15 protein-coding genes and 1 pseudogene are annotated in these 20,216 nt (G+C 69.7%); 4 read left to right on the top strand and 12 right to left on the bottom strand.

The window, feature by feature from the left end; translation table 11 throughout:
• Positions 1–61 precede the first annotated feature (61 nt).
• The 6 genes from prcA to arc form a co-directional block, all read right to left on the bottom strand.
• Complete coding sequence (gene prcA, locus N5I75_RS06360; RefSeq protein WP_476675182.1) at positions 62–841, bottom strand: proteasome subunit alpha; 780 nt, start codon at positions 839–841, stop codon at positions 62–64.
• A 70-nt stretch (positions 842–911) separates the two neighbouring features.
• A complete protein-coding gene (gene prcB, locus N5I75_RS06365; protein WP_476675184.1) occupies positions 912–1,757 on the bottom strand; it encodes a proteasome subunit beta in 846 nt (281 codons plus the stop codon).
• Positions 1,709–2,311: an endonuclease VII domain-containing protein gene (locus N5I75_RS06370; protein WP_476675186.1), complete on the bottom strand. Its 603-nt coding sequence runs from the start codon at positions 2,309–2,311 to the stop codon at positions 1,709–1,711. The genes prcB and N5I75_RS06370 overlap by 49 nt, the downstream gene beginning before the upstream one ends.
• 5 nt (positions 2,312–2,316) lie before the next feature.
• On the bottom strand, positions 2,317–2,535 hold the full coding sequence (locus N5I75_RS06375; protein ID WP_476675188.1) for a ubiquitin-like protein Pup: 219 nt from the start codon (positions 2,533–2,535) through the stop codon (positions 2,317–2,319).
• 183 nt (positions 2,536–2,718) lie between these two features.
• On the bottom strand, positions 2,719–4,230 hold the full coding sequence (dop, locus tag N5I75_RS06380; RefSeq protein ID WP_476675190.1) for a depupylase/deamidase Dop: 1,512 nt from the start codon (positions 4,228–4,230) through the stop codon (positions 2,719–2,721).
• Between the two features lie 257 nt (positions 4,231–4,487).
• A complete protein-coding gene (arc, locus tag N5I75_RS06385) occupies positions 4,488–6,254 on the bottom strand; it encodes a proteasome ATPase (protein ID WP_476675192.1) in 1,767 nt (588 codons plus the stop codon).
• A 264-nt stretch (positions 6,255–6,518) separates the two neighbouring features.
• Between arc and N5I75_RS06390 the strand changes: the two genes are divergently transcribed.
• Entirely contained in the window at positions 6,519–6,833 is a 315-nt protein-coding gene (locus N5I75_RS06390; protein ID WP_476675194.1) for a ferredoxin, read from the top strand.
• A 98-nt stretch (positions 6,834–6,931) separates the two neighbouring features.
• Here the strand turns inward: N5I75_RS06390 and N5I75_RS06395 are convergent, their stop codons facing one another.
• The 3 genes and pseudogenes from N5I75_RS06395 to N5I75_RS06405 all read right to left on the bottom strand — a co-directional run.
• The gene (locus tag N5I75_RS06395; protein WP_476675195.1) at positions 6,932–7,516 is read right to left on the bottom strand and encodes a hypothetical protein; all 585 of its coding nucleotides are present in this window, start codon (positions 7,514–7,516) and stop codon (positions 6,932–6,934) included.
• 241 nt (positions 7,517–7,757) lie between these two features.
• On the bottom strand, positions 7,758–8,663 hold the full coding sequence (locus N5I75_RS06400) for a tRNA (adenine-N1)-methyltransferase (protein WP_476675196.1): 906 nt from the start codon (positions 8,661–8,663) through the stop codon (positions 7,758–7,760).
• A gap of 55 nt (positions 8,664–8,718) precedes the next feature.
• A pseudogene (locus tag N5I75_RS06405) lies at positions 8,719–9,904 on the bottom strand (site-2 protease family protein); the annotation flags it as partial.
• 1,147 nt (positions 9,905–11,051) lie between these two features.
• Between N5I75_RS06405 and N5I75_RS06410 the strand changes: the two are divergent.
• Together N5I75_RS06410 and N5I75_RS06415 are read left to right on the top strand one after the other, a co-directional pair.
• Complete coding sequence (locus N5I75_RS06410) at positions 11,052–11,987, top strand: RecB family exonuclease (RefSeq protein WP_476675198.1); 936 nt, start codon at positions 11,052–11,054, stop codon at positions 11,985–11,987.
• A 37-nt stretch (positions 11,988–12,024) separates the two neighbouring features.
• Positions 12,025–12,696, top strand: a complete 672-nt coding sequence (locus tag N5I75_RS06415) for a response regulator transcription factor (protein ID WP_361074102.1) — start codon at positions 12,025–12,027, stop codon at positions 12,694–12,696.
• A gap of 103 nt (positions 12,697–12,799) precedes the next feature.
• On the opposite strand, the gene N5I75_RS06420 is transcribed toward N5I75_RS06415, so the two are convergent.
• The 3 genes from N5I75_RS06420 to metH all read right to left on the bottom strand — a co-directional run bounded on the left by N5I75_RS06420 (position 12,800) and on the right by metH (position 19,069).
• A complete protein-coding gene (locus N5I75_RS06420; protein WP_476675200.1) occupies positions 12,800–14,407 on the bottom strand; it encodes an ABC transporter substrate-binding protein in 1,608 nt (535 codons plus the stop codon).
• A gap of 357 nt (positions 14,408–14,764) precedes the next feature.
• A complete protein-coding gene (locus tag N5I75_RS06425) occupies positions 14,765–15,460 on the bottom strand; it encodes an HAD family hydrolase (RefSeq protein ID WP_476675202.1) in 696 nt (231 codons plus the stop codon).
• 99 nt (positions 15,461–15,559) lie between these two features.
• Positions 15,560–19,069: a methionine synthase gene (metH, locus tag N5I75_RS06430; protein ID WP_476675204.1), complete on the bottom strand. Its 3,510-nt coding sequence runs from the start codon at positions 19,067–19,069 to the stop codon at positions 15,560–15,562.
• 347 nt (positions 19,070–19,416) lie between these two features.
• Between metH and N5I75_RS06435 the strand changes: the two genes are divergently transcribed.
• Positions 19,417–20,190: an IclR family transcriptional regulator gene (locus N5I75_RS06435; protein ID WP_394435370.1), complete on the top strand. Its 774-nt coding sequence runs from the start codon at positions 19,417–19,419 to the stop codon at positions 20,188–20,190.
• Positions 20,191–20,216: the final 26 nt, after the last annotated feature.

Below are 20,216 nucleotides of genomic sequence, written 5' to 3' on the forward strand. Positions count from 1 at the left end.
ATGTGTGTGCCCCGGCAGGTTCGGCAACCTGCCGGGGCACACACATGTCAGGAAGCGCGGGCTACTCCTCGGCGTCCCCGTTGTCGTCCGAGACGTCGTCGGACACCGCGTCGGACGCCGCCTTCGACGTCGCCGCCGCACCCTCCGCCGTCAGCAGCCGCGACAACTGCCGCCCCACGATCCGCTTGAACTTCCGCTGCTGCGGCCGCGTACGGTCGAGCACCGCCACCTCGAGACGCTCCGCGGGAATCTCCCGCTCGCTCCCGTTCGTGTCGCGCGACAGCGCCTGCACGGCCAGCTTCAACGCCTCGGACAGCGACATGCCGTCCTGATGACGCTGGTCCAGATAACCGCTGATCTGCTCCGCGTTACCACCGACCGCGACCGAACCGTGCTCGTCCACGATCGACCCGTCGTGCGGCAACCGGTAGATCTGGTCACCCTCGGACGTCTCACCGACCTCCGCGACCACCAGCTCCACCTCGTACGGCTTCTCGGCCGCACTGGAGAAGATCGTGCCCAGCGTCTGCGCGTACACGTTCGCCAGGCCACGCGCCGTCACATCGTCACGGTCGTACGTATAACCCCGCAGATCCGCGTAACGGACGCCACCGATCCGCAGGTTCTCGTACTCGTTGTACTTACCGGCGGCCGCGAAACCGATCCGGTCGTAGATCTCGCTGAACTTGTGCAGGGCACGGGACGGGTTCTCGCCGACGAACACGATGCCGTCGGCGTACTGCAGCACAACCAGGCTGCGACCGCGGGCGATGCCCTTGCGCGCGTACTCCGCGCGGTCGGCCATCGCCTGCTGGGGTGAGACATAGAACGGCGTCGACACCGGCTATCCGTCCCTTTCTGTCAGTAACGCGTCAGTAGGCGTCAGGGGGAAGAAAGAAGCGACCCGCGGCTCAGAGCAGAGCCGCGCGCGGACCGTCCGGCTGCTCCAGCCGCCGCTCCAGGATCGACCGGGCGATCTGCGACGACTCGTCGTCGGTGAGACGACGGAAACCGTCCTCCGAGATCACCGTGACGATCGGGAAGATCCGCCGCGCCATGTCGGGACCACCCGTCGCCGAGTCGTCGTCCGCCGCGTCGTACAGCGCCTGCACGACCAGCGTCGTCGCCTGCTCCTCCGTCAGGTCGTCGCGGAAGAGCTTCTTCATCGCCCCCCGCGCGAAGACCGAACCCGAACCGGTCGCGGCGTACCCGTGCTCCTCGCTGCGCCCGCCCGTGACGTCGTACGAGAAGATGCGGCCCTTCTCGCGGTCGACGTCGTACCCGGCGAACAGCGGCACGACGGCCAGGCCCTGCATCGCCATGCCGAGGTTCGACCGGATCATCGTGGACAGCCGGTTCGCCTTGCCCTCCAGGGACAGCTGGGCGCCCTCGACCTTCTCGAAGTGCTCCAGCTCCAGCTGGAAGAGCTTCACCATCTCGACGGCCAGACCGGCGGTGCCGGCGATGCCGACGGCCGAGTACTCGTCCGCCGGGAAGACCTTCTCGATGTCGCGCTGCGCGATCACATTGCCCATCGTGGCGCGGCGGTCGCCGGCGAGGACGACGCCTCCCGGGAACGTCACGGCGACGATGGTCGTGCCGTGCGGGGCCTCGATGACGCCCTGCGTCGGCGGCAACTGCCGGTTGCCCGGCAGGATTTCCGGCTGGTGCTCGGCCAGGAAGTCCATGAAGGACGACGACCCGGGCGTCAGGAAGGCAGCCGGTAGACGCCCGGTGCTACGAGGGTTGGCTTCCACGCGTTTCCTTCCAGGTATGCGGCGGCTCGACGAGTCGTGTCGGGGTCGTCCCCCAACTTGCCGATGGCCGAATTGCAGTTGAAGCACAGTACGCCACGGACCCTACCCGTCTCACGGCAGTGATCCACATGAACTGCGGGAGCCTTGAGGCAGATCACGCAGATCCCCATCTGAGAGGCGACCATCGCGTCGCGCTCTGCCTCGGTGAGGTTGTAGTTGCGCTTGAGATGGTCCTGTCGGCCCTGGATCGCTCGACACGCCTTGCAACGGGTCGACAGACCGTCGGAGGCCGAGGCATTGCGGTGCCACTCGCTGTGCGGCTTGATCTCATTGCAAGCGCGGCAGAGCTTGTGCCCGGCAGGCACATCCACCCGATCGCGCACGGGCTTACCGATCGCCTCACGGCGGCGCCGGTAATGCGCCGCACTGTACTTCGCGACACATTCCCGGCATCGCACCTGCAGGCCGTCCAACCGGTTCCGGTCGGCAGCGAAAGAAGCCAATGGGAGCAATCTCTTGCACCCAGTGCACCTCTTATCACCCTGGTGCGACATGTCCGTTATTGCCCGCCTTTTTGCACAAATGAGCGCACGAAGTCCTCTGCGTTCTCCTCGAGTACATCGTCAATCTCGTCCAGAACCGAGTCGACGTCGTCGCTCAGTTTTTCCTGGCGCTCCTTGAGGTCGTCGGTCGCCTGGGCGTCCTCGACCTGCTCGTCGACCTCCTCGGAGGTACGGTTCGCCTTCTGCTGTCCGCCGCCGGTGTCCTTGGTCGCCATATCCAGCTCACCCCGCTCGGTTCGACATACACGTCGTATGTGTCGTACGTGTCGTACAGGCTGTTCGTGATCAGAACCCTACAAGTCGGCTCTGACATCGGCCCCGCGGTTGAAGCAACGTATTGGTGCAACGTGCGGGGCCCACCTCTGTGATTCCCCTGCGACGGGCCTTTCAGCCGTGGATCAGCCGCCGGAGAGCACGCGGACCAGATCTTCGGCCGTCCGGCACCGGTCGAGCAGCTCCTTCACGTGATTACGCGTTCCGCGAAGGGGCTCGAGCGTGGGCACCCGTTGCAGTGAGTCGCGGCCGGGCAGGTCGAAGATGACCGAGTCCCAGGAGGCGGCGGCGACGTCGTCCGCGTACTGCTCCAGGCAGCGCCCGCGGAAGTAGGCGCGGGTGTCCTCGGGCGGCGACGTACGGGCCTTCTCCACCTCGTCCTCGGTCAGGAGGCGCTTCATCTTGCCCCGGGCCGCCAGACGGTTGTACAGGCCCTTCTCGGCCCGTACGTCGGCGTACTGGAGGTCGACGAGGTGGAGGCGCGCGGCGTCCCAGTCGAGGTCGTCGCGGCGCCGGTAGCCCTCCATGAGTTCGCGCTTGGCGACCCAGTCCAGCTCGCCGGAGAGGCTCATGGGGTCGCTCTCCAGGCGGCCGAGCACGTCCTCCCAGCGGCTGAGGACGTCCTTGGTCTGGTCGTCGGCGTCGGCGCCGAAGCGCTCCTCGACGTACTTCCTGGCCAGCTCGTAGTACTCCATCTGGAGCTGTACGGCGGTGAGTGTGCGGCCGCTGCGGAGCGTGATGAGGTGCTGGAGGGAGGGGTCGTGGGAGACCTGGTGGAGGGTGCGGACGGGCTGGTCCACGGCCAGGTCGACGGCGATGAAGCCGTCCTCGATCATGGAGAGCACCAGGGCGGTCGTGCCGAGCTTGAGGTAGGTCGAGATCTCGGAGAGGTTGGCGTCGCCGATGATCACGTGGAGGCGGCGGTACTTCTCCGCGTCCGAGTGCGGCTCGTCCCGGGTGTTGATGATCGGGCGCTTGAGGGTGGTCTCCAGGCCGACCTCGACCTCGAAGTAGTCGGCGCGCTGGCTGAGCTGGAAGCCGTGCTCGTGCCCGTCCTGGCCGAGGCCGACGCGGCCCGCTCCGGTGACGACCTGGCGGGAGACGAAGAACGGCGTGAGGTGGCGCACGATGTCCGAGAAGGGGGTCTCCCGCTTCATCAGGTAATTCTCGTGCGTGCCGTAGCTGGCGCCCTTGTTGTCGGTGTTGTTCTTGTAGAGGTGGATCGGCTGGGCGCCGGGCAGCTGGGCCGCGCGGTCGGCCGCCTCCGCCATGATGCGCTCGCCGGCCTTGTCCCACAGGACGGCGTCGCGCGGGTTGGTGATCTCCGGGGAGCTGTACTCGGGGTGTGCGTGGTCGACGTAGAGGCGCGCGCCGTTGGTGAGGATGACGTTGGCCAGGCCGATGTCCTCGTCGGTGAGCTGGCTGGAGTCGGCGGCCTCGCGGGCGAGGTCGAAGCCCCGGGCGTCGCGCAGCGGGTTCTCCTCCTCGAAGTCCCAGCGGGCGCGGCGGGCCCGGTGCATCGCCGCCGCGTACGCGTTGACGATCTGGGACGAGGTGAGCATGGCATTGGCATTGGGGTGGCCGGGGACGGAGATCCCGTACTCCGTCTCGATGCCCATTACTCGCCGTACGGTCATGCGGCCCTCCTTGCCCGGCGGCGCCCTCGGTCGGGGGCGGCGCTCAAGTACCGCTGGTTCTCGGATGCGCGTGCGGTGCCCGTCCCCGCACGGCGCGACTCGGCGGTATGGAAGAGCCTAGAACGCCTCTGCGCTGGTGGGGAGATCATTTGCGTCATTGCTTCGCTCCGACGTGAAGCGGCTGGCCGCGTGGTAGTTGCCCGGAAAAACAGTGGGCTGCGGGTGCCCGGTCGGGGCACCCGCAGCCACCCTGTCTTTTACAGGTACTGACCGGTGTTCGCCACCGTGTCGATGGAACGTCCGGTGTCCGCGCCCTGCTTTCCGGTCACGAGGGTGCGGATGTAGACGATCCGCTCGCCCTTCTTTCCGGAGATTCGGGCCCAGTCGTCGGGGTTCGTGGTGTTGGGAAGGTCCTCGTTCTCCTTGAACTCGTCGATGCAAGCCTGGAGGAGATGGGCGACCCTGAGGCCCTTCTGGTTCTGTTCGAGGAAGGCCTTGATGGCCATCTTCTTGGCGCGGCCGACGATGTTCTCGATCATTGCGCCGGAGTTGAAGTCCTTGAAGTACAGGACTTCCTTGTCGCCATTGGCGTACGTGACTTCCAGGAAGCGGTTCTCCTCGGATTCCGCGTACATGTGTTCCACGGCGGTCTGGATCATATTGGCCACCGTGGCCGCCCGGTCGCTGCTGTGCTCGCCGAGGTCGTCGGCGTGCAGGGGCAGGCGCTGGGTGAGGTACTTGCCGAAGATGTCCTTGGCCGCCTCGGCGTCCGGACGCTCGATCTTGATCTTCACATCGAGTCGGCCGGGGCGCAGGATGGCCGGGTCGATCATGTCCTCGCGGTTGGAGGCGCCGATCACGACCACGTTCTGCAGGCCCTCGACGCCGTCGATCTCGGCGAGGAGCTGCGGGACGATGGTGTTCTCGACGTCGGAGCTGACGCCGGAGCCGCGGGTGCGGAAGAGGGACTCCATCTCGTCGAAGAAGACGATGACGGGGGTGCCCTCGCTGGCCTTCTCACGGGCGCGCTGGAAGACGAGGCGGATCTGCCGCTCGGTCTCGCCGACGTACTTGTTGAGAAGTTCGGGACCCTTGATGTTGAGGAAGAAGCTCTTGCCCTGGCCCTGTCCGGTCACTTCCGCGACCTTCTTGGCGAGGGAGTTGGCGACCGCCTTGGCGATCAGGGTCTTTCCGCAGCCGGGAGGGCCGTAGAGCAGGACGCCCTTGGGCGGCCGCAGTTCGTGCTCCCGGTAGAGGTCCGGGTAGAGGTAGGGCAGCTCGACCGCGTCGCGGATCAGTTCGATCTGGTTGCCCAGGCCGCCGATCTGCTCGTAGCCGATGTCCGGGACCTCTTCGAGGACCAGTTCCTCCACTTCGCTCTTGGGCACGACCTCGTAGACGTAGCCGGAGCGGGGTTCGAGGAGCAGGGCGTCGCCGGGCCGGATGACGACGTCGAGGAGCGGTTCGGCGAGCCGGACCACCCTCTCCTCGTCGGTGTGGCCGGTGACCAGGGCGCGCTCGCCGTCCTCGAGGATCTCCTTGAGGGTGACGATGTCGCCGACGCTCTCGAACTCCATGGCCTCGACCACGTTGAGCGCTTCGTTGAGCATGACTTCCTGGCCGCGCCTGAGCTCTTCGAGCTCGACGCTGGGGCTCACGTTCACCCGGAGTTTGCGGCCGCCGGTGAAGATGTCGGCGGTGCCGTCCTCATTGGCCGTGAGGAAGACTCCGAAGCCGGCCGGCGGTTGTGCGAGCCGGTCGACCTCCTCCTTGAGGGCCACGATCTGGTCGCGGGCCTCGCGGAGCGTGTTCGCGAGCCGTTCGTTCTGTGCGGATACGCCGGCCAGGTTGGTCTGCAGCTCGACGATCCGCTCTTCGAGAATCCTCGTATGACGCGGAGAGTCGGCGAGCTTGCGCCGCAGGACGGCGATTTCCTGCTCGAGATAGGCAATCTGCCCGGCGGGGTCGTCGGACCCTCGTCCCGGGCGGATGCCGCGGTTGATGTCGTCGTCGTGGGCTGCCACGGTCCTCACCTCCTCCAAGGGGAGCTGGACGCTTCCAGACCCTACCTGGGTGGGTGTTGATTGAAACCCCTAGATCACAAAGACGGTCGAGGTGTGTCTGATCTTCACCCTTGCGCTCTCCCTCACGCCAGTGGAATACCCACCCAACAACATCGGAAAGCGGGCGGTTGTAGGGTCGAAGTGTTCAACACCCGTCAGGCCTGGCCGGACTTGCTGCTGTGAAGCGGGTTCGCCGGGGCTGCGACGCAGGAAACGGCAGGAGACATGACCGTACGGCAAGAGGCCGGATCCACCATGGACAGCGGTGTTCCGCTGGAGGTGTGGATCGACCAGGACCTGTGTACCGGGGACGGGATCTGCGCCCAGTACGCGCCGGAGGTCTTCGAGCTGGACATCGACGGTCTCGCATATGTGAAGAGTGCGGACGACGAGCTGTTGCAGGACGCCGGCGCCTCAACGCCCGTGCCGCTTCCGCTTCTCACGGACGTGGTGGCGTCGGCGAAGGAGTGTCCGGGCGACTGCATCCATGTGCGCCGCGTTTCGGACAGGGTCGAGGTGTACGGACCCGACGCGGACTGACGCGGATTGGCGCGTTCAGTGTGACCGCCGTCACATTTCGCAAGGAGGGGCCCCGCCGGTGCGGGGCCCTTCCTGTGTGCCGGCTGGGGGGCGTCGGTTCAGACGCTGCTCGCCCTGGCGGGCGTGGAGCGGACGAACGCCCCGTTCCTCCACTGCCATTGGGCGCGGTCGTGGACGTCGGGCTGGAAGCGCGGAACGTCGTCGGAGGAGTAGCCGTCGAGGGTGGCGGTGACGGCGCCGTCGCGTACGCCGAAGGCGCTGACCGAGAACTGGTCCTTCGGGTCGACGAGGGTGGCGACCACGCGGGGCTTTCCGCCCGCGGGCTGGGTGAGGACATAGATCCCGTTGGGCGGGGTACCGGAGCCCGCGTCGCAGCGGACGACGGCGACGGTCTCGGGCCTGCCGTCGCCGTCGAGGTCACCGGAGGCCTTGCGCTGGACGACGATGCCGACCGGGCCGCAGTCGAGCGGAAAATGGACCGCGGCCGGGTCGGGCGCGGCGACGGCGTGGGTGGTGGTGCCGGCGGACTGGTTCCGGGCGCCCTCGGGCTGGGCCGCGGTGGCGGAGCCCGGCTGGAGGAAGCCGGAGGCGGCGACGACGGCGGCGAGGGCCGCGGCGGTGGCCAGCCAGTGGATGGGCCGGGTGGTGGTGTGCGCCAGTTCCGGGACGGCGGGTTGCTGCACGAGGAAGTGTCTCCTGTGAGGGCTGTGCCGGTGGGAGTGGCCAGCATCGTGCCATACGTCACAGTCCGACGGAACGGCGGGGTGGGACGTTTGTTGCGTGCGGCACCCCGCGCGCGCGGGCCGGGGCGTCCGTTCACCGTCACAACGCGTCGGCGCCGCGGTCGAGTTCCCGTACGGGGCGGGGAACTGGACGGCGGCGCCGACGCGTTCGTGTGCGGTTGTACGTTCCTGGGGGCGCGGGTCAGCGGCCCCGGTTGCCGCCGTCGGCGTTCGGGCCGTCGTAGTCCTCGCCGTAGGCGCCCTTGGCGGGGCGGCGGCGGCGCATGGGCGGCTCGACGCCGTCCGCGAGGCGGCGGGCGGTGAGCAGGAAGCCGGTGTGGCCGATCATCCGGTGGTCCGGGCGGACGGCGAGGCCCTCCACGTGCCAGTTGCGGATCATCGACTCCCAACAGGTGGGCTCGTTGAAGCAGCCGATCTCGCGGATGGACTCGACGGTGCGGGCGAGCTGCGTGGTGGTGGCCACGTAGCAGCACAGGATGCCGCCGGGGACGAGCGCCTTCTTGACGACGTCCAGGCACTCCCAGGGGGCGAGCATGTCGAGGATGACGCGGTCGACGTCGCCGTCGGTCAGGTTGTCCTGGAGGTCGCCGACGGTGAGCTGCCAGGCCGGGTGCGGGCCGCCGAAGTAGCGCTCCACGTTGCCCTTGGCGATCTCGGCGAAGTCCTCGCGGCGCTCGTACGAGTGCAGCATGCCCTCGTCGCCGATGGCGCGCAGCAGGAAGCTGCTGAGCGAGCCGGAGCCCACGCCCGCCTCGACGACGCGGGCGCCGGGGAAGATGTCGGCGAAGGCCAGGATCTGCCCCGCGTCCTTGGGGTAGACCACGGCGGCGCCGCGGGGCATGGACAGGACGTAGTCGGGGAGCAGGGGGCGCAGCGCGAGGTAGGCGACGTTTCCGGTGGTGCGGACAACGCTGCCCTCGGGAGCGCCGATCAGCTCGTCGTGCGGGAAGGAACCCTTGTGGGTGTGGAAGTTCTTCCCATCCTCGAGCGTGAACGTGTAGTGGCGGCCCTTGGGGTCGGTCAGCTGTACCTGGTCCCCGACCTTGAAGGGCCCGCGTCGGCGGGCGGCACCGGTCGGTTCGGACATGTGACCAGCGTACCGGGCGTGGGGGCGGGCGCCGACCACGCGCGCGTGGCCGGGATCACGAGGGGCGGGCCATGGCTTTGACGAATGCGCGTTCGACGTCGGCGGCGGAGAGGACGCCGTAGATCGCTCCGTGTTCTCGACGACGAGGTACTCGGTGGCCGGGGTCGCGCGCAGGGTGTCGAGGAGGTCCTCCCCGGCGAGCTCGGCGGAGACGCGCATGCCGTCGGTGAGGTCCTGGGCGAGGCCGCTGACGGCGACCCAGGGGCGGCGGTGTTCGGGGACGCCGACGATGGCGGCCTCGCGACGAGGGAGCGGGGCTCGCCGTCCGGGTCGACGACGACCAGGGCGCGGGCGCCCGACTCGTTGGCCGGCGCAGGGCCTCGGCGAGCGAGGTGGCGGGCTCGACGGGGACGGCGCGGCGGGTGAGGGTGCGGGCGCGCAGCTCCGGGAGGTGCTCGCGCAGGCGGGCCATGCGGAGGCTGTTGCCCGCGCCGGTCCAGATGATCGCGGCGAGGATCGCGGCGAGCAGCGCGTCGGTGACGGTGTCCATGCCGCCGACGTCCTCCGGGTCTCCGCCGAGGGCGCCGGTCTGGGTGAGCAGGGGCAGGCCGATGAGGACGGTGACGGCGAGGGCGCGGCCCACCCAGGCGGCGGCGATCGTGCCGCTCATGGGCTTGCCGGTGATCTTCCAGACGACGGCGCGGAGCATCCGGCCGCCGTGGAGTGCCGGGCAGGAGGTTGAACGCGGCGACGATGAGGTTGGAGACCATCAGGCCCGCGAGGAGCACGCCGGGGACGGTGCCGGGCTCGACCGCCCTCATGCCGAGGTAGAAGACGCCGGAGAGGACGAGGGAGAGCAGGGGCCCGACGAAGGCGAGCACGAATTCGCGGCCCGGCGTCTCCGACTCCTTCTCGATCTCGCTGACCCCGCCGAAGAACTGCAGCTGGATGCGGCGGACCGGGAGCTTGAAGCGCAGGGCGGCGATGGTGTGGGCCAGCTCGTGCACGAGTACGGAGGCGTAGAACGCGACCGCGAAGAACAGTGAGACCAGGTAGCGGGCGGCCCCCAGCTCGGGCAGCACGCGGTCCAGCTGGCCGCCGAAGACCCAGGTGATCAGCGCGGCGACGAGGAACCAGCTCGGGGCGACGTACACGGGCACGCCGAAGGGCCGCCCCATGAGAATCCCGCCCCGGGGATTGGCCGGCGGCTGGGTGGGACCTTTCCGCTTGCCGGAGGTGGCGGCGGCGCGGTCGGGGTGGGTGTCGTGGGGCCGCGCGGTGTCTTTTTTCCGGGGGTCAGGCCGCGCGATGTCTTCTTTCCGGGGGTCAGGCCGCGCGGCGCTGCTCTCGGCGGGCGGCACCGCGGGGCCGGGGCCCGGCTCGGGCGGCCGGGTCGGGTGGTGCGCCGTCGGGCTGTCCCCGGCCTGGGGCCCGGGCGCGGCGGCATCGGCGGGGCCGGGCTGCTGCGCGCCGGTCGTGGGCTGGTTGCCCGGGGTTGCCGTGGGCCGGCCGATCGGTTGCTGGTCAGCCAAGCCGCCCGGTGACCGCCCCTGCGCGGGGTCGCTCGCCGTCTCCCCTGCGGGCGTCTGCCCCTCGGCGGGACCGGGAGCGAGCCGGTCCCCGTCCTCCTGCGGCGGGCCCGGCGGCTGCGCCTGGGCGGACGCGAGGCGTTGCCGTTCCGGGCCGGTCTGCGGCGGCCGACCGTCCGCGCCGGTCTGCCCCGGGGCGGCCATGGGCGGCTCAGCCCCCTCAGCGCCAGGGCGTACGGGCTGGCCATTCCCGTTGGTCACCCCCGGGGCGGCCAAGGGCGGCTCAGCCCCCTCAGCGCCAGGCTGTACGGGCTGGCCATCCCCGTTGGTCACCCCCGGGGCGGCCAAGGGCGGCTCAGCCCCCTCAGTGCCAGGGCGTAGGGGCTGGCCGTCCCCGTTGGTCACCCCCGGGGCCGCTGTGCGCGGCTCAGCCCCCTCGGCCTCAGGCCGTACGACGGGCCGGACGTCCCCGTTGATCTCCTCCGGGGCCGCCGTGAGCGGCTCAGCCCCCTCGGCCTCAAGCCGTGCGGAGCGGTCGTCGTCCGTCGGTCCGGTGGAGGCGGGCCGTTGTGGGGGGCCGTTGTCGGGGGACAGGTGGGGGCGGGCCGGGGAAGGGCGGGGGGCGTCCTTCGCAGGCTGTGTCGTGTCGCCGGTGCTGGACTGCGGCTGCCCGCTCTCGTCCACGGTGATCCCTCGGTCCCCTCGTTCGAGCGTTTCCCGCCGGGCGGGACGTTCTGGCGTCGATGGTATGCGGACGGTGTCCGGTGGCCCCCGTCGACTCCCCCGGGGCCACGCTACGCAAGACGCCGGGGACGCGCAGGTGCCTGACTGTCAGTGGCGGCCCGTATCGTCGTGGGACATGGAGACCAGTACCGAATCGGGCCGCGGCGAGAGCGTCGCCGCCGCGCCTGCCTCGCTGTCGCCGTCGCGCGCGAGCGATTTCATGCAGTGCCCGTTGTTGTACCGGTTCCGGGTGATCGACAAGCTGCCGGAGAAGCCGAGCGAGGCGGCGACGCGCGGGACGCTGGTCCATGCCGTGCTTGAAAGACTGTTTGACGCGCCCGCCGGGGAGCGGACGGCGCCGCGCGCCAAGGCGCTGATCCCGGGTCAGTGGGACCGGCTGCGCGAGGCGCGTCCCGAGCTGGGCGAGCTGTTCGCCGAGGACGCCGAGGGCGAGCGGATGGCCCAGTGGCTCGGGGACACCGAGCGGCTGGTCGAGCGGTGGTTCACGCTGGAGGATCCGACCCGCCTCGAGCCCGCCGAGCGGGAGCTGTTCGTCGAGGCCGAGCTGGAATCGGGGCTGCGCCTGCGCGGCATCATCGACCGGGTCGACGTGGCGCCGACGGGCGAGGTGCGCATCGTCGACTACAAGACGGGCAAGGCGCCGCGGCCGGAGTACGCCGAGGGCGCGCTGTTCCAGATGAAGTTCTACGCCTTGGTGGTGTGGCGGCTGAAGAACGTCGTGCCGCGGCGGCTGCAGCTCGTGTACCTGGGCAGCGGGGACGTGCTGACGTACGACCCGGTGATCGCCGATCTGGAGCGGGTGGAGCGCAAGCTGCACGCGTTGTGGGAGGCGATCAAGGAGGCCACGGCGACGGGCGAGTGGCGGACGCGGCAGACGAAGCTGTGCGGCTGGTGCGACCACCAGGCCTTCTGCCCGGAGTTCGGGGGCACTCCCCCGCCGTATCCGCTGCCCGTGCGCTCCCCGGCGGGCGGTCCGGCCGGTGGCCCGGCGGTCGTCCCCCGGGAGGCGCAGCCGCTCCCGATCAGGGCGGCCGAGTCCGGCCAGGCCTAGCAGGGCAGAATGGGCCGGACTATCGAAGGAGAGTTTCGTGGCCATCCGCGTCCTACTGGTCGATGACCAGCCGCTGCTGCGCACCGGCTTCCGCATGATTCTGGAGGCCGAGCAGGACATCGCGGTCGTCGGTGAGGCCGGAGACGGCCTGCAGGCTCTCGATCAGGTGCGGGCGCTGCAGCCCGATGTGGTGCTCATGGACATCCGGATGCCGCGGATGGACGGGGTCGAGGCGACCCGGCAGATCACCGGTCCCGGCAAGGACGGCCCGGCGAAGGTCCTGGTCCTGACGACCTTCGACCTCGACGAGTACGTCGTGGAGGCCCTGAAGGCGGGCGCCAGCGGCTTCCTCCTCAAGGACGCCCCGGCGAACGAGCTGGTGCAGGCGATCCGCGTGGTCGCCGCCGGTGAGGCGATGCTCGCGCCGAGCATCACGCGCCGTCTGCTCGACAAGTACGCGGACCATCTGCCGTCGGGTGACGAGCCGGTGCCGGACACCCTGCACACGCTGACGGAGCGTGAGGTCGAGGTGCTCAAGCTGGTGGCGCGCGGCCTGTCGAACGCGGAGATCGCCGCGGACCTGTTCGTGAGCGAGACGACCGTGAAGACCCATGTCGGGCACGTGCTCACGAAGTTGGGGCTGCGCGACCGGGTGCAGGCGGCGGTGTACGCGTACGAGAGCGGCCTGGTGCGGCCGGGCGCGCAGTAGCCCCCGCGCGCAGCCACGTACGGCGCGCGCGGCACACGTGCGACGAAAGGCGGCGGCCACCCGGAGGTGGCCGCCGCCTTCTCGTGCGTGCGGAGCGGAGCGCTTACTCGCTGATGCCGCGGCCCAGCTCCCAGAGCTGGAGGACCGAGGAGGAGGACAGGGTCCGCTCCACGCCCGTGACGTCGTCGCGGGCGGCGACGTACTGCTTGCCCTGCCACAGCGGCAGGGTCGGCACGTCCTCGGCGACGATGTTCTGGATCTGCTGGAGGCTCTTGGAGGCGGTGAGGCGGTCGGCCTCACGGCGCTCGGCGGGGATCAGCTGGTTGCGGATGGTGCCGTTCGCGTAGGGCGACCCGAGGGTGTTGTCCTTGTCGAGGAACGGCGCGAGGAAGCTGTCCGCGTCGGGGAAGTCGGGGAACCAGCCCATGCCGTAGACGTCGTACTTGCCGTCGAGTTCGGCGTTGCGGAAGGTCTCCCAGAGGTCGCCCTTGACGTCGACGTCGAAGAGACCGCTGGCGTTCAGCTGGTCCTTGAGGACCTCGAACTCCTTCTTGGTGGCCGAGCCGTAGTGGTCGGTCGTGTAGTGCAGGGTCATCTTGACCGGCGTGGTGATGTTGGCGCGGCTCAGCGTCGCCGTGGCCTTCGTCTTGTCCGGGTCGCCGTACTTGTTGAAGAACGAGTTCTGGTGGCCGGTGATGCCCGCGGGCACCAGCGAGTACAGCGGGTCGGCGGTGGTTCCGTAGACCTTGGCCACGAGTTCGCCGCGGTCGATGACCTGTGCCATGGCCTGGCGGACGGCCTTGCTCTTGGCGCTGCCCGTCGCGGTGTTGAAGCCGAGGAAGCGGATCTCCATGCCGGACGACTCGACCAGGTTGACGTTCTTGGGCGGGTTGGTCGAGTACGTGTTGATCTGCTCCGGGGACATGGCGCGCGTCATCACGTCCAGGTCGCCCTTCTCCAGCGCCTTGCCCATGGCCTCGGCGCCGTCGAAGGAGACCAGTTCCACCTTGTCGTTCTTCGGCTGCAACTGCCCCTGGTAGTTGGGGTTCTTGGTGAAGACGGTCTTGACGACGGCGTTGTCCTTGACCTCGGCCTGCAGCGTGTACGGGCCGGAGCCGTCCACCTCGAAGCCGTCGCGCAGCGCCTTCGCCGAGTAGTCGTCAGGGTTGACGATGCCGGCGGTGGGCGTGGCCAGCTTGTACGGGAAGGTGGCGTCCGGGGTGTTGAGGTGGAAGATCACCTTGCGGTCGCCCTGGGTCTCGACCGTGTCGATGGTGGAGAGAAGGCTGTACACCATGGAGTCGGCCTTGATGGCGCGGACCCGGTCGATGGAGTACTTCACGTCGGCGGCGGTGATCGGGTCGCCGCTGGCGAACTTCAGGTCCTTGCGCAGGGTGCAGACGTACCGCTCGCTGCCGCTGTCGCTGAAGATGCAGCTCTCGGCGGCCTCGGGGACGGGGTCGCCGCTGCCGCTGCGGGGCATCGTCATGAGCGTCTGCACGGTCTGGCGCAGCACGTTCCAGGAGCCGACGTCGTAGGCGTAGGCGGGGTCGAACGGGGCGGGGACCTTCTTCGACGCCACGAACCGGTCGGTGGTGCCCACGGAGATGGCGTCGCCGCCGTCTCCCCCGCTGTCGGACCCGCCGCAGGCGGCGAGCACGGGAGCCAGCAGACCGACGACTGCCGGCAGCACCAAGGTCTTGCGGTTCATGCTCGAAGTTCTCCAGAGCTGTCGATCCCGTGGAGCGTGACAGGGGTGGTGTGCGCGGGTCACGGGAGGGTTGTGACGAGGTTCTCGCGACGACATTAACCGGGGCCGGTGCCGGGGCTCGCGGGCGCTTCGGAGGGGCCCCCATCACGCTGCGTTTTCAGGCGTGGACGCACCGAAAACACGTTAGGGGGAAGGTTTCGCGCAGGGGGCCACCAATCGGGACACAAGGTCCCGTCCGGCGGGGCTCGGGGCCGTCGCGCAGCACGGCGCGGCACCCCTGTCGACCCCCCGCCGAGTGGGAAAGGTCACACGTTCAACCGGGTGGGTGGGGGCGGGAATTCAGCCACCCGGCAGCGTTCAGGGCGTCATCAGGCCATGCAGAAAAGGCAGGTTGACGTGTTCGAGGGAGGGCACGACGGTCCGCCGGTGGGCGGGCTCGATCGGTGCGACGGAGGGGACGGCGACGACGTGGCAGCCGGCCGCCTCGGCGGCGGCGACGCCGGTGGCGGTGTCCTCGATGACGGCGCAGCGGGCCGGTTCGGCGTCGAGGCCGCTCGCCGCGAGGAGGTAGGGGTCGGGGTGCGGCTTGGTGCGGCTGACCTCGTCGCCTGCGACGGTGAGGCGGAAGTGGCGGGGGCCGAGGGAGTGCAGGACGCGGTCGATGATGCGCCGGTGGGACGCGGAGACGAGGGCGGTGGGGATCTGGTGGGCGGCCAGTTCCCCGAGGAGTCTCGCCGCGCCCGGCATGAGCGGCAGGGACCGGCTGATCCGGTGTTCGAAGGCGTCGTTGAGCAGGACGGTCACCTCGTCCACGGTGATGTCGGCGCCGGTCGCCTCGATGAGGAAGCCCGCGCTGCGGGTCATGGGGCCGCCGACCACGACCTGCTTCCAGGCGGGGTCGAGGGTGTGGCCGAGCGCCTCGAAGACGGCGGTCTCGGCGTCCCACCAGAATCCCTCGGTGTCGACGAGTGTTCCGTCCATGTCGAGGAGCACGGCCTGCAGCGTGGAGCCTTCGGCCGTTCGGGTACCGAGTGCGGGGACCGTACTGGTCATCCGAGTACACCTCCATGAGGGACGAGAAGGCCGGTCCCCCTCCCTGAGCGGGAGGGCGACCGGCCTGTGCTGGACCGACCAGTGTACGACGCCGGTGGATTACCGCGCGTTGAAGTACTTCGCCTCGGGGTGGTGGATGACGATGGCGTCGGTGGACTGCTCGGGGTGGAGCTGGAACTCCTCGGAGAGGTGGACGCCGATCCGCTCGGGCTGGAGCAGCTCGGCGATCTTCGCGCGGTCCTCCAGGTTGGGGCAGGCGCCGTAGCCGAGGGAGAAGCGGGCGCCGCGGTACTTCAGGGCGAACATGTCCTCCATGCCGGCCGGGTCCTCACCGGCGAAGCCCAGCTCGGAGCGGACGCGGGCGTGCCAGTACTCGGCGAGTGCCTCCGCCAACTGCACGGAGAGGCCGTGGAGTTCGAGGTAGTCGCGGTAGGAGTCGGCGGCGAAGAGCTCGGCGGTGGCTTCACCGATCTTCGAGCCGACGGTGACGACCTGGAGGCCGACCACGTCGGTCTCGCCGGACTCCTCGGGGCGGAAGAAGTCGGCGAGGCACAGGCGGCGGCCGCGGCGCTGGCGCGGGAAGGTGAAGCGGGTCCGCTCGTTGCCCTCGTCGTCGAGGATGATCAGGTCGTCGCCCTTGGAGACGCACGGGAAGTAGCCGTAGACGACGGCCGCCTCCAGCATGTTCTTGGTGTGCAGCTCGTCGAGCCAGCCGCGAAGGCGCGGGCGGCCCTCGCTCTCCACCAGCTCCTCGTAGGTCGGACCGTTGCCGCTGCGCGCCTGCTTCAGACCCCACTGGCCCTTGAAGAGGGCGCCTTCGTCGAGCCAGGAGGCGTACTCCTTGAGCTGGATGCCCTTGACGACGCGGGTGCCCCGGAAGGGCGGGGTGGGTACGGGGTTGTCGGTGGCGACGTCGGAGCGGGCGGGGCCCTCGTCGGGCTGTTCCTCGACCGCTACGTCGGTGGCCTTGACCCGGCGCTGGCGCAGTTCGGGCAGGGTGGCGCCGGGCACGCCGCGCTTGACCGCGATCAGGGCGTCCATCAGGCGCAGGCCCTCGAAGGCGTCACGGGCGTAGCGGACCTCGCCCTCGTAGATCTCGTGCAGGTCCTGTTCGACGTAGGCGCGGGTCAGGGCGGCGCCGCCGAGGATGACCGGGTAGTCGGCGGCCATCTTGCGCTGGTTCAGCTCCTGGAGGTTCTCCTTCATGATCACGGTGGACTTGACCAGGAGCCCGGACATGCCGATCACGTCGGCCTTGTGCTCCTCGGCGGCTTCCAGGATCGCGGAGACGGGCTGCTTGATGCCCAGGTTGACGACGTTGTAGCCGTTGTTGGACAGGATGATGTCGACGAGGTTCTTGCCGATGTCGTGCACGTCGCCGCGCACGGTGGCCAGGACGATGGTGCCCTTGCCCTCGGAGTCCGACTTCTCCATGTGCGGCTCCAGATAGGCCACCGCGATCTTCATCACCTCGGCCGACTGCAGCACGAACGGGAGCTGCATCTGCCCGGAGCCGAACAGCTCGCCGACCACCTTCATGCCCGCCAGCAGGGTGTCGTTGACGATGTCGAGGGCGGGCCGGTCCTGCAGCGCCTCGTCGAGGTCGGCCTCCAGGCCGTTCTTCTCGCCGTCGATGATCCGGTGCTGGAGCCGCTCGTCCAGCGGGAGTGCGGCCAGCTCCTCGGCCTTGCCGGCCTTGAGGGACTTGGCGGTGGCGCCCTCGAACAGCGCCATCAGCTTCTGCAGCGGGTCGTAGCCCTCGGCGCGGCGGTCGTAGATCAGGTCCAGGGCGGTGGCGACCTGCTCCTCGTCGAACCGCGCGATGGGGAGGATCTTCGAGGCGTGCACGATCGCCGAATCCAGACCGGCCTTGACGCACTCGTCGAGGAAGACGGAGTTCAGCACGATGCGGGCGGCCGGGTTCAGGCCGAAGGAGATGTTGGACAGGCCGAGGGTGGTCTGCACGTCCGGGTGGCGCTTCTTCAGCTCCCGGATCGCCTCGATCGTCGCGATACCGTCCTTACGGGACTCCTCCTGACCCGTGCAGATCGTGAAGGTCAGGCAGTCGATCAGGATGTCCGACTCCTGGATGCCCCAGTTCGTCGTCAGGTCGGCGATCAGCCGCTCGGCGATGGCGACCTTGTGCTCGACGGTGCGGGCCTGGCCCTCCTCGTCGATGGTCAGCGCGATCAGCGCCGCGCCGTGCTCCTGCGCCAGGCGGGTGACCTTGGCGAAACGGGAGTCCGGGCCGTCGCCGTCCTCGTAGTTCACCGAGTTCAGCACCGCGCGTCCGCCGAGCTTCTCCAGGCCCGCACGCAGGACGTCGACCTCGGTGGAGTCCAGGACGATCGGCAGGGTGGAGGCGGTGGCGAAGCGGCCGGCGAGTTCCTCCATGTCGGCGACGCCGTCACGGCCGACGTAGTCCACGCACAGGTCGAGCATGTGCGCGCCCTCGCGGATCTGCTCGCGCGCCATCTCCACGCAGTCGTCCCAGCGGGCCTCCAGCATCGCCTCGCGGAACTTCTTCGACCCGTTCGCGTTCGTCCGCTCACCGATCGCCATGTACGCGGTGTCCTGGCGGAACGGGACGGTCTGGTAGAGGGAGGCGGCGCCCGGCTCGGGGCGCGGCTCGCGCTGGGTCGGCCGCACGCCGCGGACGCGCTCCACGACCTGGCGCAGGTGCTCGGGGGTGGTGCCGCAGCAGCCGCCGACCAGGGAGAGGCCGTACTCGCGGACGAAGGTCTCCTGCGCGTCGGCCAGCTCGGCGGCGGTCAGCGGGTAGTGGGCGCCGTCCTTGGTGAGCACCGGCAGGCCCGCGTTGGGCATCGCCGAGACGGGGATGCGGGAGTGGCGGGAGAGGTAGCGCAGGTGCTCGCTCATCTCGGCCGGGCCGGTGGCGCAGTTCAGGCCGATCATGTCGATGCCGAGCGGTTCCAGGGCGGTGAGCGCCGCGCCGATCTCGGAGCCGAGGAGCATGGTGCCGGTCGTCTCGACGGTGACCGAGCAGATCAGGGGCAGGTTCGTGCCGGTGGCCTCCAGGGCGCGGCGGGCGCCGATGAGCGACGCCTTGGTCTGGAGGAGGTCCTGGGTGGTCTCGACGAGGAGGGCGTCGGCGCCGCCCGCGATCAGTCCTTCGGCGTTGCGCTGATAGGCGTCGCGCAGGACCGTGTACGGGGCGTGGCCGAGGGTGGGCAGCTTCGTGCCGGGCCCCATGGAGCCGAGGACCCAGCGCTGCTGTCCGGTCTGCGCGGTGAACTCGTCGGCGACCTCGCGGGCGACCCGGGCGCCGGCCTCGGAGAGCTCGTACACCCGCTCGGCGATGTCGTACTCGCCGAGCGCCGCGTGGTTGGCGCCGAAGGTGTTGGTCTCCACGCAGTCCACGCCGACCTCGTAGTACGCGGCATGGACCGAGCGCACGATGTCGGGGCGGGTGATGTTCAGGATCTCGTTGCAGCCCTCCAGCTGCTGGAAGTCCTCAAGGGTGGGGTCCTGGGCCTGCAGCATGGTGCCCATGGCGCCGTCGGCCACCACGACTCGGGTGGCGAGGGCTTCGCGGAAGGCGTCCACGCGGGCGCGGGGTTCGGTGGCGGGCGTCGGCAACGAGGCCATGAATGTGCTCCCTGAGGTGCGACGGCTGTCGGCTTTGCGGCTCCACTGCTGGAGGCGCACCCGGCCAGGGTAGCGGGGAGCGAGGTTCCCGGGGGAAGACGTCCACGGCGTGGAATGTCGGGCGTCGCGAGCGCGCCACACTGTCCGGGCACGGCCAGGACGGTGACGCAGCGGTGCCGGAACATCTGTCCGGCGGCGGCTCCTGACACGTGGCGGGTCGGGGAATAGGCTCACGCCGCATTAGCAGGAGGTCGGCAACGACCGATACTGTTCAGCATTGTCGAACGTAGTGAGCGTTGCCCGGCGACACGGGTCGCGAGAGGAACCGTAGGGAGGAAGGGACTGCGATGGCACGCAACATCCAGTCGCTCGAACGAGCCGCGGCGATGCTGCGGCTCCTCGCGGGCGGCGAGCGGCGGCTCGGTCTCTCGGACATCGCCTCCGCCGTCGGTCTCGCCAAGGGCACGGCCCACGGCATCCTGCGCACCTTGCAGGCCGAGGGCTTCGTCGAGCAGGACGCGGCGTCGGGGCGCTATCAGCTGGGTGCCGAGCTGCTCCGCCTGGGCAACAGCTACCTGGACGTGCACGAGCTGCGGGCCCGCGCCCTGGTGTGGACGGACGACCTGGCCCGTTCCAGCGGCGAGGCCGTCTATCTGGGCGTGCTCCATCAGCAGGGCGTGCTGATCGTGCACCACGTGTTCCGGCCGGACGACAGCCGGCAGGTCCTGGAGGTCGGGGCGATGCAGCCGCTGCACTCGACGGCCCTGGGCAAGGTGCTCTCCGCGTACGACCCGGTGGCGCACAGCGAGGTCATGGAGGCCGAGCGCAAGGACTTCACGGCGCGCACGGTGAGCGACCTGGCGGGGTTCGAGGGCGTCCTGGACCTGACCCGCGCGCGCGGGTACGCCGAGGACGTCGAGGAGACCTGGGAGGGCGTCGCGTCGGTCGCGGCGCCGATCCACGACCGGCACCGGATGCCGGTGGGCGCGGTCGGCATCACGGGCGCGGTCGAGCGGGTCTGCAAGGACGACGACCGGGGCGCGCTGCGTCCCGAGCTGATCGCGGCCGTGCGGGACACGGCGCGGGCGGTCTCCCGCGACCTGGGGGCCAGCCGCTTCTGAGCGCCCTCTCCGCTTCTCACGCCCCA

The sequence above is a fragment of the Streptomyces sp. R818 genome, from assembly GCF_056172735.1.

Bases quoted from the DNA above. Each gene is read 5' to 3' on its own strand.
- N5I75_RS06370 (WP_476675186.1), bottom strand. From the start codon at position 2,311: ATGTCGCACCAGGGTGATAAGAGGTGCACTGGGTGCAAGAGATTGCTC.
- N5I75_RS06375 (WP_476675188.1), bottom strand. From the start codon at position 2,535: ATGGCGACCAAGGACACCGGCGGCGGACAGCAGAAGGCGAACCGTACC.
- dop (WP_476675190.1), bottom strand. From the start codon at position 4,230: ATGACCGTACGGCGAGTAATGGGCATCGAGACGGAGTACGGGATCTCC.
- N5I75_RS06390 (WP_476675194.1), top strand. From the start codon at position 6,519: ATGACCGTACGGCAAGAGGCCGGATCCACCATGGACAGCGGTGTTCCG.
- N5I75_RS06400 (WP_476675196.1), bottom strand. From the start codon at position 8,663: ATGTCCGAACCGACCGGTGCCGCCCGCCGACGCGGGCCCTTCAAGGTC.
- N5I75_RS06410 (WP_476675198.1), top strand. From the start codon at position 11,052: ATGGAGACCAGTACCGAATCGGGCCGCGGCGAGAGCGTCGCCGCCGCG.
- N5I75_RS06420 (WP_476675200.1), bottom strand. From the start codon at position 14,407: ATGAACCGCAAGACCTTGGTGCTGCCGGCAGTCGTCGGTCTGCTGGCT.
- N5I75_RS06425 (WP_476675202.1), bottom strand. From the start codon at position 15,460: ATGACCAGTACGGTCCCCGCACTCGGTACCCGAACGGCCGAAGGCTCC.
- metH (WP_476675204.1), bottom strand. From the start codon at position 19,069: ATGGCCTCGTTGCCGACGCCCGCCACCGAACCCCGCGCCCGCGTGGAC.
- N5I75_RS06435 (WP_394435370.1), top strand. From the start codon at position 19,417: ATGGCACGCAACATCCAGTCGCTCGAACGAGCCGCGGCGATGCTGCGG.